This is a genomic window from Pseudomonas sp. RW407 (assembly GCF_003176655.1).
Taxonomy (GTDB): Bacteria; Pseudomonadota; Gammaproteobacteria; order Pseudomonadales; family Pseudomonadaceae; genus Pseudomonas; species Pseudomonas delhiensis.
The window spans coordinates 531,223-543,380 of sequence record NZ_QGSL01000029.1; the positions used below are offsets into that span (position 1 = coordinate 531,223).

Here is a 12,158-nt window from a genome sequence, read left to right on the forward strand (position 1 = left end):
GTAGATCGAGGTCAGGAAGGCGCCCACCAGGCCGGCGATCAGCAGGTTCTGGTGACCGCTGGCGAAGGCTTCCCAGAGGATCTCGTCCTTGGAGTAGAAGCCGGCGGTCAGCAGCGGCAGGGCGGCCAGGGCCGAACCACCGACGATGAAGCTGGCGTAGGCCAGCGGCAGCTTCTTCCACAGGCCGCCCATCTTGAAGATGTTCTGCTCGTGGTGGCAGGCGACGATCACCGCACCGGAGGCGAGGAACAGCAGGGCCTTGAAGAAGGCGTGGGTCATCAGGTGGAAGATCGCCGCGTCCCAGGCGCCGACGCCCAGGGCCAGGAACATGTAGCCGATCTGGCTCATGGTCGAGTAGGCGAGGATGCGCTTGATGTCGGTCTGCACCAGGGCGGCGAAGCCGGCCAGGACCAGGGTGACGGCACCGACCACGCCGACCAGCTCCAGCACGTTCGGAGCCAGGGTGAAGATGCCGTGGCAGCGGGCGATCAGGTACACGCCCGCGGTCACCATGGTCGCCGCGTGGATCAGTGCGGAAACCGGGGTGGGGCCGGCCATCGCATCCGCCAGCCAGGTCTGCAGCGGCAGCTGGGCGGACTTGCCGACCGCGCCGCCGAGCAGCGCCAGGGCCGCCAGGCTCACCCACAGGTCGCCCTGGGCGAAGTGCTGCGGCGCCAGCACCAGCAGTTCCTGGATGTTCAGGGTGCCCAGCTGCTGGAACAGGATGAACAGGCCGAAGGCCATGAACACGTCGCCCACGCGGGTGACGATGAAGGCCTTCAGCGCCGCGTTGCCGTTCGGTACGTGGCTGTAGTAGAAGCCGATCAGCAGGTAGGAGCACAGGCCCACGCCTTCCCAGCCGAAGTACAGGAACAGCAGGTTGTCGCCCAGCACCAGGAACAGCATGCTGGCGATGAACAGGTTGGTGTAGGCGAAGAAGCGCGAGTAGCCGGCTTCACCGCGCATGTACCAGCTGGCGAACAGGTGGATCAGGAAGCCGACGCCGGTGACCACGCCGAGCATGGTGACCGACAGGCCGTCCAGGTACAGGGCGAAGTTCGGCGCGAAGCCGTCGACGTTCATCCACTGCCAGAGCACCAGGGTGTAGGCGCCGCCTTCCGGCGGGGCGCTGTGGAAGCTCCAGATCGCCCAGAAGGCGGACAGCGCGGACAGGCCGACCGAGCCGACGCCGACCAGCGCGGAGAGATTTTCCGACCACTTGCCGCGGGAGAAAGACAGCAGCAGGAAGCCGACCAGGGGGAACAGGAAAGTGAGGGGCAGCAGGTTCATCCGCGCATCTCGCTGGCAGCGTCGACATCGAGGGTATGGAAGCGGCGATACAGTTGCAGCAGGATCGCCAGACCGATGCTCGCCTCGGCCGCGGCCAGGCTGAGCACCAGGATGAACATCACCTGGCCGTCGGGTTGGCCCCAGCGGCTGCCGGCGACCACGAAGGCCAGCGCGGCGGCGTTCATCATCACTTCCAGGCTCATCAGAACGAACAGGATGTTGCGCCGGACCATCAGGCCGGCCAGCCCGAGGCAGAACAGCACGCCGGAGAGTGCCAGCCCGTGTTCCAGGGGGATTGCATTCATGGTGTTATTCCTTCGCGTCGTGGCGGCCGAGGTGGAAGGCGGCGACCAGTGCCGCCAGCAGCAGCATCGAGGCCAGTTCGACGACCAGCAGGTAGGGGCCGAACAGGCTGATGCCCACGGCCTTGGCGTCCACGGTGGTGTGGCCGATGCCGGCACCGCTGGGGTTGCGCGACAGGACCAGCAGCAGTTCGACCAGCAGGACGGCGGAGAGCACGCCCGGGCCGATCCAGACCCCGGGCTTGAGCCACTTGCGCTCCTGCTCGGCGATCGCCGGGCCCAGGTTGAGCATCATCACCACGAAGACGAACAGCACCATGATCGCGCCGGCGTAGACGATGATCTCCAGGGCCGCGGCGAACGGGGCGCCGAGGCTGAAGAAGGTCATCGACACGGCGAGCAGCGAAACGATGAGGTAGAGCAGGGCATGCACCGGGTTGCTGTTGGTGATGACCCGCAGGGTTGCCAGCACGGCGACGCCGGCGGCGAAGTAGAAAGCGAATTCCACGCGACGTCTCCTTACGGCAGCAGGCTCTTGACGTTGATCGGTTCGGCCTCGTTCTGCGCGCTGCCCTTGGGCTTGCCGGCGATGGCCATGCCGGCGACGCGGTAGAAGTTGTAGTCCGGGTTCTTGCCGGGGCCGGAGATCAGCAGGTCTTCCTTCTCGTACACCAGGTCCTGGCGCTTGAACTCGCCCATCTCGAAATCCGGCGTCAGCTGGATCGCGGTGGTCGGGCAGGCTTCCTCGCACAGGCCGCAGAAGATGCAGCGGGAGAAGTTGATGCGGAAGAACTCGGGGTACCAGCGGCCGTCGTCGGTCTCGGCCTTCTGCAGCGAGATGCAGCCGACCGGGCAGGCTACGGCGCACAGGTTGCAGGCCACGCAGCGCTCCTCGCCGTCGGGGTCGCGGGTGAGGACGATGCGGCCGCGGTAGCGCGGCGGCAGGTACACGGGCTCTTCCGGGTACTGCAGGGTGTCACGCTTGCGGAAGGCATGGCCGAAGATCATCACCAGGCTGCGCAGCTGGGTGTAGGTGCCATGCACGATGTGCAGGATTTCTTTGATCATGGTGGTTCTCCTTACTGGGCCGCGGCCAGCACACAGGCGCCGGTCACCAGCAGGTTGATCAGGGTCAGCGGAAGGCAGACCTTCCAGCTGAAGGCCATCACCTGGTCATAGCGCGGGCGCGGCAGCGAGGCGCGGATCAGGATGAACAGCATGATGAAGAAGGAGGTCTTCAGGGCGAACCAGATGAACGGGATCTGCGGCAGCAGGCCGAACGGGCCGTGCCAGCCACCGAAGAACAGCGTCACCAGCAGCGCCGAGATCAGCACGATGCCGATGTACTCGCCGACGAAGAACATGCCCCATTTCATCCCGGCGTACTCGATGTGGTAGCCGTCGGCCAGTTCCTGCTCGGCTTCGGGCTGGTCGAACGGGTGACGGTGGGTCACGGCGACGCCGGCGATGATGAAGGTGCAGAAGCCGAAGAACTGCGGAATGATGAACCACAGGTGCTGGGCCTGGTATTCGACGATGTCGCGCATGCTGAACGAGCCGACCTGGGCCACGATGCCCATCAGCGACAGGGCCAGGAACACCTCGTAGGAGATGGTCTGGGCCGAGGCGCGCAGGCTGCCGAGCAGGGCGAACTTGTTGTTGCTCGACCAGCCGGCGAAGAGCACCGCGTACACGGTCAGGCCGGCCATGGCGAAGAAGAACAGGATGCCGATGTTCAGGTCCGCGACGCCCCAGGTGGGGGTGATCGGGATGATCACGAAGGCGATCAGCAGCGCGCCCATGGCGATGACCGGGGCGAGGGTGAAGATCATCTTGTCGGCGAACGGCGGCGTCCAGTCTTCCTTGAAGAACATCTTGATCATGTCCGCGCCGAGCTGGAAGGCGCCGAACGGGCCGACCCGGTTGGGACCGTAGCGGTCCTGCCAGAGACCCAGTAGGCGGCGCTCGACCCAGCTCAGCAGCGCACCGCAGACGACCACGGCGAGCAGGATGACGATGGCCTTGATGACCTCGATGATGATGTCGACGATGGCGGGTGTCAGCCAGCTCATTGGGCAGCCTCCTGCAGACCTTCAGCGACACCGCCGAACACACCGGCGGGGATACCGGCCAGGCCGGCCGGCAGGGCGACCAGGCCCGCGCCCAGCTCTTCGCTGATGCGCAGCGGCAGGCGCAGCTCGTGGCCGGCGACCTTCAGGCGCAGCAGCTTGCCTTCGGCCAGGCCCAGGCGCTCGGCCTCCTCGCGGCCCAGGGCCACGTAGGTCGCCGGGATGCGTTCCTGCACCGGGGCGGCGCGGGAGCTGTTCTCCTCGCTGCCGAACAGGTGGTAGAAGGGCACCACCTTGAACTGGCTGGCCGGGGTGTGGAACGGCGCCGGTACGTCGCTGAACCACAGGGCCTCGCCCTTGGCCTCGATCAGGCGCACGCCCGGGTCACCGGCGCGCAGGTGGCCGCCGACCTCGTCCTGGAACTTGTTCCAGGCCTGCGGCGAGTTCCAGCCCGGGGACCAGGCGAAGGGAATCTGCTGACGCGGCTCGGTGCTGCCGGAGTAGCCTTCCATGGAGAAGGCGAACGCGCTGTCGATGTCCTGCGGCGTGCGCGGCTCGCTGACGTTGATGTTGGCGCGCATGGCGGTACGCCCGGAGTAGCGGTGCGGCTCGCGCGCCAGCTTCAGGCCCTTGATGCGGAACGCGGCGTTCGGCGCGGCGTCGCGGATGCCGGCCAGTTGCGGCTTGGCGGCGACCACGGCGTCGATCACGTGGTCCAGCTGCGTCCAGTCGACGTGCTTGCCCTCGAGGGTGCTGTGCAGGGCGTGCAGCCAGCGCCAGCCTTCGCGGACCAGGTTGTCGGCATTGTAGTAGGTCGGGTCGAACACCTGGAAGAAGCGCTGGGCGCGGCCTTCCTGGCTGACCAGGGTGCCGTCGCCCTCGGCGAAGCTGGCGGCCGGCAGGACGATGTGCGCCTTGGCGGCGGTCGCGGTGCTCTGGTGGTCGGCGACGATCACCAGCCTGGCGGCGGCCAGGGCGGCGTCCACCTTGGCGGCGTCGGCGCGGCGGTACAGGTCGTTCTCCAGCACCACCACGGCGTCGGCGGCGCCGGAGGTCAGCTGTTCCAGCGCGGCTTCGACGGATTCGCCGCCGAAGAGGGCCAGGCCCAGGCTGTTGGCTTCCGGGACCACCAGGCTCAGCGAGCCGTTCTTCTCGCGCTGCTTCAGGGCGCTGGCGATGTTCGCCGCGGCTTCGATCAGGGCGTTGCTGCGCAGCGATACGCCGGATACCACCAGCGGGCGCTTGGCGGCCACCAGGGCGTCGGCGATGCGCTGGGCCAGGGCCTGCGCCTCGGGCTCCAGGCCGGCCACGGCCGGGGCGCTCGGGTCGATCGCGTGGGCCACGGCGAAGCCCAGGCGGGCCAGGTCCTCGGGGGCGGCGTGCACGCACTCGGCGGCGACGTCGTCCAGGCGGGTCTCGGCCAGGCTGGCGATGAACAGCGGGTTCTTCTCGTGCTGGGCGATGGTCTTCACCGCGGCGTCGAGCCACGGCTGGATCTTCATCGCGGCGGCCATGTCCTCGCCCTTGCCCTTCACCGACTGGCGCAGGGCCAGGGCGATGCGGGCGGCGGTCTGGGTCAGGTCCTCGCCGAGCACGAAGACCGCGTCATGGTCTTCCATGTCGCGGATGGTGGGGGAGGGCAGCGGGCCGTCCTGCATGACCTTGAGCACCAGGCGCAGGCGCTGCAGCTCGTCGGCGGCGATGCCGCTGTAGAAGTTGCCGGCGCCGACCAGCTCGGACAGCGCGTAGTTGCTTTCCAGGCTGGCGCGCGGCGAGCCGATGCCGATCACCTTGCGGCCCTTGAGCAGGGCGGCGGCCTGGTCGAGGGCGCCGTCCAGGCTCAGCTTCTGCTTGCTCAGCACCAGCATCGGTTGGCGCGGGCGGTCCTCGCGGTTGACGTAGCCGTAGCCGAAGCGGCCGCGGTCGCAGAGGAAGTAGTGGTTCACCGAGCCGTTGTAGCGGTTCTCGATGCGGCGGATCTCGCCGTAGCGCTCACCGGGGCTGATGTTGCAGCCGCTGGAGCAGCCATGGCAGATGCTCGGGGCGAACTGCATGTCCCACTTGCGGTTGTAGCGCTCGGAGTGGGTCTTGTCGGTGAACACGCCGGTCGGGCAGACCTCGGTCAGGTTGCCGGAGAACTCGCTCTCCAGCACGCCGTCCTCGATGCGGCCGAAGTACACGTTGTCGTGCGCGCCGTAGACGCCCAGGTCGGTGCCGCCGGCGTAGTCCTTGTAGTAGCGCACGCAGCGGTAGCAGGCGATGCAGCGGTTCATCTCGTGGGCGATGAACGGGCCGAGCTCCTGGTTCTGGTGGGTGCGCTTGGTGAAGCGGTACCGGCGCTTGTTGTGGCCGGTCATCACCGTCATGTCCTGCAGGTGGCAGTGGCCGCCTTCCTCGCACACCGGGCAGTCGTGCGGGTGGTTGGTCATCAGCCATTCGACGACGCTTTCGCGGAAGGCCTTGGCCTCCTCGTCCTCGATGGAGATCCAGGTGTTGTCGGTGGCGGGGGTCATGCAGGACATGACGAGGCGACCACGCTTGTCGTTCTCGTCGGTGTACTGCTTGACCGCGCACTGCCGGCAGGCGCCGACGCTACCGAGCGCCGGGTGCCAGCAGAAGTAGGGGATGTCGAGTCCGAGGGACAGGCAGGCCTGCAACAGGTTGTCCGCCCCATCGACTTCTAACGTCTTGCCGTCTACGTGGATAGTGGCCATGGTTCAAGTTCTTCGTTGGCCCGTTGTCAGCGGGCTTGGCTAAGGGAAATCACGGCTCCGTCGGGCCGGCGGCGAGCCGCGGCGCTACGACGGAGCATCGCCGGGCCCGCGGGCCCGGCATCCAAAGCTTTACGCGCCGACGCGTTGCGGTTGCGGCGCGGCCTGAGCCTGGCGGGAGACGCCCGCTTCGAACTCGGGACGGAAATATTTCAAGGCACTGCCCAGCGGTTCGACGGCGCCCGGTGCGTGGGCGCAGAAGGTCTTGCCGGGGCCGAGGAAGTTGACCAGCTGCTCGAGGGTCTCGAGGTCGCCGGGCTGGCCTTCGCCACGTTCCAGCGCGCGCAGGAGCTTCACGCTCCACGGCAGGCCGTCGCGGCACGGGGTGCACCAGCCGCACGACTCGCGGGCGAAGAACTCTTCCATGTTGCGCAGCAGCGAGACCATGTTGATGCTGTCGTCCACCGCCATGGCCAGACCGGTGCCCATGCGGGTGCCGACCTTGGCGATGCCGCCGGCGTAGAACAGGGCGTCCAGGTGCTCGGGGAGCAGGAAGCCGGTGCCGGCGCCGCCGGGCTGCCAGGCCTTGAGCTTGTAGCCCTCGCGCATGCCGCCGGCGTAGTCCTCGAAGACCTCGCGCACCGGGATGCCGAAGGGCAGTTCCCAGATGCCGGGGTTCTGCACCTTGCCGGAGAAGCCCATGAGCTTGGTGCCCATGTCTTCGCTGCCCGGGCGCGCCAGGCCCTTGTACCACTCGACGCCGTTGGCGACGATGGCCGGGACGTTGCACAGGGTCTCGACGTTGTTGACGCAGGTCGGCTTGCCCCACACGCCGACGGCGGCCGGGAACGGCGGCTTGGAGCGCGGGTTGGCGCGGCGGCCTTCCAGGGAGTTGATCAGCGCGGTTTCTTCGCCGCAGATGTAGCGGCCGGCGCCGGTGTGGACGAACAGCTCGAAGTCGAAGCCGCTGCCGAGGATGTTCTTGCCCAGCAGGCCCGCGGCCTTGGCTTCGTCGATGGCGCGGTTGAGGTTGCGCGCCGCGTCGACGTACTCGCCACGCAGGAAGATGTAGCCGCGGTAGGCCTTCAGCGCCCGCGCGGAGATCAGCATGCCTTCCACCAGCAGGTGCGGCAGCTGCTCCATGAGCATGCGGTCCTTCCAGGTGTTGGGCTCCATCTCGTCCGCGTTGCACAGCAGGTAGCGGATGTTGAGGGATTCGTCCTTGGGCATCAGGCCCCACTTCACGCCGGTGGGGAAGCCCGCACCGCCGCGGCCCTTGAGGCCGGAGTCCTTGACGGTCTGGACGATGTCGTCGGCGGCCATCTCGGCCAGCGCCTTGCGCGCGGCGGCATAGCCGTTCTTGGCCTGGTATTCCTCCAGCCAGACCGGGGCGCCGTCGTCACGCAGGCGCCAGGTCAGCGGGTGGGTTTCCGCGGCGCGCGCGGTGCGGTTGGGCGTGCCGTAGGAGGTGAGGACGGTCATGCGTAGGCCTCCAGCAGTTTGGCGACCGCCGACGGCTCGAGGTTGCCGTGGGTATCGTCGTCGATCATCAGCGCCGGGGCCTTGTCGCAGTTGCCCAGGCAGCACACCGGCAGCAGGGTGAAGCGACCATCGGCGGTGGTCTGGCCGAGGCTGATGCCCAGCTGCTTCTGGATCTCGCCGACCACGGACTCGTGGCCGCCGATGTAGCAGACCATGCTGTCGCACACGCGGATGATGTGGCGGCCCACCGGCTGGCGGAAGATCTGGCTGTAGAAGGTGGCCACGCCCTCGACGTCGCTGTCGGGGATGCCGAGGATCTCGGCGATCGCCGGAATGGCGCCGTCCGGCACCCAGCCACGTTCCTTCTGGACGATCTTCAGGGCTTCGATGGACGCCGCGCGGGAGTCCTCGTAGTGGTGCAGTTCGTGCTCGATGGCCGAGCGCTCGGTTTCGCTCAGGGCGAAACGGTCAGTCTGGATGATGGTGCTCATGATCAGCGGTCCACGTCAGCCATAACGAAGTCGATGCTGCCCAGATAGGCGATCAGGTCGGCGATCATGCTGCCGTTGATGACCGACGGAATCTGTTGCAGGTGCGCGAAGCTGGGCGTGCGGATGCGGGTCCGGTAGCTCATGGTGCTGCCATCGCTCGTCAGGTAGTAGCTGTTGATGCCCTTGGTCGCTTCGACCATCTGGAAGGCTTCGTTGGCCGGCATGACCGGGCCCCAGGAAACCTGCAGGAAGTGGGTGATCAGCGTCTCGATGTGCTGCAGCGTGCGCTCTTTGGGCGGCGGCGTGGTCAGCGGGTGGTCGGCCTTGTACGGGCCTTCGGGCATGTTGTTCAGGCACTGCTCGATGATGCGCAGGCTCTGGCGCATCTCGCCCATCTTGACCATGCAGCGGTCGTAGGCGTCGCCGTTGGCCGCCAGCGGCACTTCGAACTCGAAGTTCTCGTAGCCGGAGTAGGGGCGGGCCTTGCGCAGGTCGAAGTCGCAACCGGTGGCGCGCAGGCCGGCGCCGGTGGTGCCCCACTCGAGGGCTTCCTTGGTGTTGTACTGCGCAACGCCGATGGTACGGCCGCGCAGGATGCTGTTCTGCAGGGCGGCCTTCTCGTACTCGTTGAGGCGCTTGGGCATCCAGTCGAGGAATTCGCGGACCAGCTTGTCCCAGCCGCGCGGCAGGTCGTGGGCGACGCCGCCGATGCGGTACCAGGCCGGGTGCAGGCGGAAGCCGGTGATGGCCTCGACCACCTTGTAGGCGCGCTGGCGGTCGGTGAAGGTGAAGAACACCGGGGTCATGGCGCCCACGTCCTGGATGTAGGTGCCCAGGTACAGCAGGTGGTTCAGGATGCGGAAGAACTCCGACATCATGATGCGGATGACGTCGACGCGCTGCGGCACCTTGATGCCGGCGAGCTTCTCCACCGAGAGCACGTACGGCAGGTTGTTCATCACCCCGCCGAGGTAGTCGATGCGGTCGGTGTAGGGGATGAAGCTGTGCCAGGACTGGCGCTCGGCCATCTTCTCGGCGCCGCGGTGGTGGTAGCCGATCTCCGGCACGCAGTCGAGGATTTCCTCGCCGTCGAGCTGCAGGATGATGCGGAAGGCACCGTGGGCGGACGGGTGGTTCGGGCCGAGGTTGAGGAACATGAAGTCCTCGTTCTCGCCGTGGCGCTTCATGCCCCAGTCCTCGGGCTTGAAGCGCAGGGCCTCCTGCTCCAGCTCCTGCTTGGCGACGGAGAGGGAGTAGGGGTCGAACTCGGTGGCGCGCGCCGGGTAGTCCTTGCGCAGCGGGTGGCCCTGCCAGGTCGGCGGCATCAGCATACGGACCAGGTGCGGATGGCCGTTGAAGTGGATGCCGTACATGTCCCAGACCTCACGCTCGTACCAGTTGGCGTTCGGCCAGATACGGGTGGCGGTGGGCAGGTTGAGGTCGCCTTCGGACAAGGCCACCTTGATCATCACGTCACTGTTACGCTCGAGCGACATCAGGTGGTAGAACACGCTGAAGTCTGCGCCCGGCAGGCCGCGGCGGTGGGTGCGCAGGCGCTCGTCGACCCCGTGGAGGTCGTAGAGCATCACGTAGGGCTTGGGTACGTTGCGCAGGAAGGTGAGGACGTCGATCAGCTTCTCGCGGCTCACCCACAGGACCGGCATGCCGGTGCGGGTGGCCTGGACGGTGAAGGTCTCGGCGCCAAAGCGGGAATTCAGTTCGACGACTATGTCTTGGTCGTCCGCCTTGTAAGGCGGGATGTACAGAGCGGAGTCTGCGGTCATGGTCTCGGTCGCTATCGGTCAACGGTGGAGTGAAGAAGGGCCTCTCGTGGAGGTCCGCTTCACACTTCGTCGGGGCTGCGCAGGTTGGTGACCGCAATGCGCTGTTCGCGCTTGAGGTCCTTCTGGGCAGGCATTTCGGCACGGTAGATGCCTTGATCGCCAACCACCCAGGACAACGGGCGACGCTCCTGGCCGATGGATTCCTGCAGCAGCATCAGGCCTTGCAGGAACGCCTCGGGGCGGGGCGGGCAGCCGGGGATGTAGACGTCCACGGGGAGGAACTTGTCGACCCCCTGGACCACCGAGTAGATGTCGTACATGCCGCCGGAGTTGGCGCACGAGCCCATGGAGATCACCCACTTGGGTTCCAGCATCTGCTCGTACAGGCGCTGGATGACCGGGGCCATCTTGATGAAGCAGGTGCCGGCGATGACCATGAAGTCCGCCTGGCGCGGCGACGCACGAATCACTTCGGCGCCGAAACGGGCGATGTCGTGCGGCGCGGTGAACGCCGTGGTCATCTCCACGTAGCAGCAGGACAGGCCGAAGTTGTAGGGCCACAGCGAGTTCTTGCGACCCCAGTTGACGGCGCCGTTGAGAACATCCTCGAGCTTGCCCATGAAGATGTTCTTGTGGACCTGCCCCTCTACGAGGGGGTCGTCTACCGTTTCGCGCTGGCCGATCGGGTACTGATCGTTGGCCGCATCGGGGTCGATCCGGGTAAGTTTGTATTGCATCGCCAAAGCCTCATTGTTTTAGCTTCGCCTGCCGCTCGCGACGAGCCGCCGGCGCCCAATCGAGCGCGCCGACCCGCCATAGATAGACAAGACCTGCCAACAGAATTGCAATGAAAATGGTGGCCTCGACCAGACCGGCCCAACCGCTTTCACGGACGGACACGGACCAGGCGAAGAGGAAGAGGGCTTCGACGTCGAAGATCACGAAGAGCATCGCGACCAGATAGAATTTTGCCGACAGGCGCAGGCGTGCGCTGCCGGTGGGAACGATGCCGGATTCGAAGGGCTCGTTCTTGCTGCGACCAAATGCCTTGCTGCCCAGCAGCGAGGAAACCCCTAGCATGAAGGCCAGCAGGCCGACCACGCCTAGAAGGAAGGCGGCGAGTCCCCAGTGTTGAGCTGCAAGTTCAGCTGGGTTGGGCATGCCGATACTCCTTCCTACAAAAATTAGCGGTGGTCTTGGATTCCGGGCATTCGCCCGTCTGCATGAACCTAGGGCTCAAGATAGCGAGCTAAGGGTTCGAGTGATCTTTCCAATTTTATGCCCAAAGCCTCCGGCAAGTAAATTTTTCTAACACAAACAGATGCTTCCAAATCCGGCAAAAGCCTTTTGCATTTTTGTCCGGCCCGCGGCTGCAGGCCGCTCCGCGCCTGGGCTGGCGCGGGTGAGGCTTTGGTCGAATGGCACTTTTGCAGATAAGAAGAAAGTATTTCTGTTGCTCTATAAATGATAAATATTATCATTCGCGGTGTCGTTTATCCGTAACTTTACTACATATAGGCGTCGTACTTTTTATTGTCGGCCGTTTTATGGGTTTATGGGCGTCAATTGTCGTCGGGAATTTCCCAATGATCCGTTGCGGGGCGCGGCGCGGCGGGGCGCGGCGCGGATGGCGCGCAGGGGCGCGCCGTGCCTCACAGCGGGCCCGTAGGAGCGGACTCCGTCCGCGATTTCGTGCGCAGGGCGCGCTCCTACAGGGATGTGGTGCGGGTGGGGCGGCGTAGGAGTGAGCTTGCTTGCGAACCTTGGATTCGCACTCCGCCCTCAACCTCGTCATTCCCGCGAACGCGGGAACCCAGAGACTTCTTTGGGGTTGGGCTTGGTGTAGCGCGCCGCTCCGAGTGCGTTGATGTCTCTTGTTTCGCCCCCTCGGGCGAGTCACTTTTGTCAAACGGTGGAAGGCCACCCCCGCAAAAAGGAACCAAAAAGGCTTGCCCCGCATACGGGCCCGATGGAGCCGGGCTACCCTCGCGAACTCCCCCGCCACGGAGGCCCGCCCCGACAGCACGTC

Annotated in this window: 11 protein-coding genes; all 11 read right to left on the reverse strand. The window is 66.0% G+C overall.

Features of this window, described 5'->3' with window-relative positions:
* Positions 1-1,290: NADH-quinone oxidoreductase subunit L (nuoL, locus tag DK254_RS03325; protein ID WP_109932958.1), on the reverse strand; the 1,290-nt coding region annotated here is incomplete at its 3' end.
* Positions 1,287-1,595 carry an NADH-quinone oxidoreductase subunit NuoK gene (nuoK, locus tag DK254_RS03330; RefSeq protein WP_043253249.1) on the reverse strand — a complete coding sequence of 103 codons (309 nt, stop codon included), beginning with the start codon at positions 1,593-1,595 and terminating at the stop codon, positions 1,287-1,289. The genes nuoL and nuoK, both read right to left, overlap by 4 nt.
* Positions 1,596-1,599: 4 nt before the next feature.
* Positions 1,600-2,100 (reverse strand): NADH-quinone oxidoreductase subunit J, encoded by a 501-nt coding sequence (gene nuoJ / locus DK254_RS03335; protein ID WP_089394808.1) that lies wholly within the window; start codon positions 2,098-2,100, stop codon positions 1,600-1,602.
* An 11-nt stretch (positions 2,101-2,111) separates the two neighbouring features.
* Positions 2,112-2,660: an NADH-quinone oxidoreductase subunit NuoI gene (gene nuoI / locus DK254_RS03340; RefSeq protein ID WP_089394807.1), complete on the reverse strand. Its 549-nt coding sequence runs from the start codon at positions 2,658-2,660 to the stop codon at positions 2,112-2,114.
* Positions 2,661-2,671: 11 nt separating this feature from the next.
* Positions 2,672-3,664 (reverse strand): NADH-quinone oxidoreductase subunit NuoH, encoded by a 993-nt coding sequence (nuoH, locus tag DK254_RS03345; protein WP_109932201.1) that lies wholly within the window; start codon positions 3,662-3,664, stop codon positions 2,672-2,674.
* Entirely contained in the window at positions 3,661-6,375 is a 2,715-nt protein-coding gene (nuoG, locus tag DK254_RS03350; protein WP_109932203.1) for an NADH-quinone oxidoreductase subunit NuoG, read from the reverse strand. Before nuoG ends, nuoH begins: the two co-directional genes overlap by 4 nt.
* Before the next feature lie 129 nt (positions 6,376-6,504).
* Positions 6,505-7,854: an NADH-quinone oxidoreductase subunit NuoF gene (gene nuoF, locus DK254_RS03355; RefSeq protein WP_109932205.1), complete on the reverse strand. Its 1,350-nt coding sequence runs from the start codon at positions 7,852-7,854 to the stop codon at positions 6,505-6,507.
* Positions 7,851-8,345 carry an NADH-quinone oxidoreductase subunit NuoE gene (nuoE, locus tag DK254_RS03360; protein ID WP_109932207.1) on the reverse strand — a complete coding sequence of 165 codons (495 nt, stop codon included), beginning with the start codon at positions 8,343-8,345 and terminating at the stop codon, positions 7,851-7,853. The genes nuoF and nuoE overlap by 4 nt, the downstream gene beginning before the upstream one ends.
* A 2-nt stretch (positions 8,346-8,347) precedes the next feature.
* Entirely contained in the window at positions 8,348-10,129 is a 1,782-nt protein-coding gene (nuoC, locus tag DK254_RS03365; RefSeq protein WP_109932209.1) for an NADH-quinone oxidoreductase subunit C/D, read from the reverse strand.
* Positions 10,130-10,188: 59 nt separating this feature from the next.
* The gene (locus tag DK254_RS03370; protein WP_089394801.1) at positions 10,189-10,866 is read right to left on the reverse strand and encodes an NADH-quinone oxidoreductase subunit B family protein; all 678 of its coding nucleotides are present in this window, start codon (positions 10,864-10,866) and stop codon (positions 10,189-10,191) included.
* Positions 10,867-10,876: 10 nt separating this feature from the next.
* Positions 10,877-11,290 carry an NADH-quinone oxidoreductase subunit A gene (locus DK254_RS03375; protein WP_009623254.1) on the reverse strand — a complete coding sequence of 138 codons (414 nt, stop codon included), beginning with the start codon at positions 11,288-11,290 and terminating at the stop codon, positions 10,877-10,879.
* Positions 11,291-12,158: the final 868 nt, after the last annotated feature.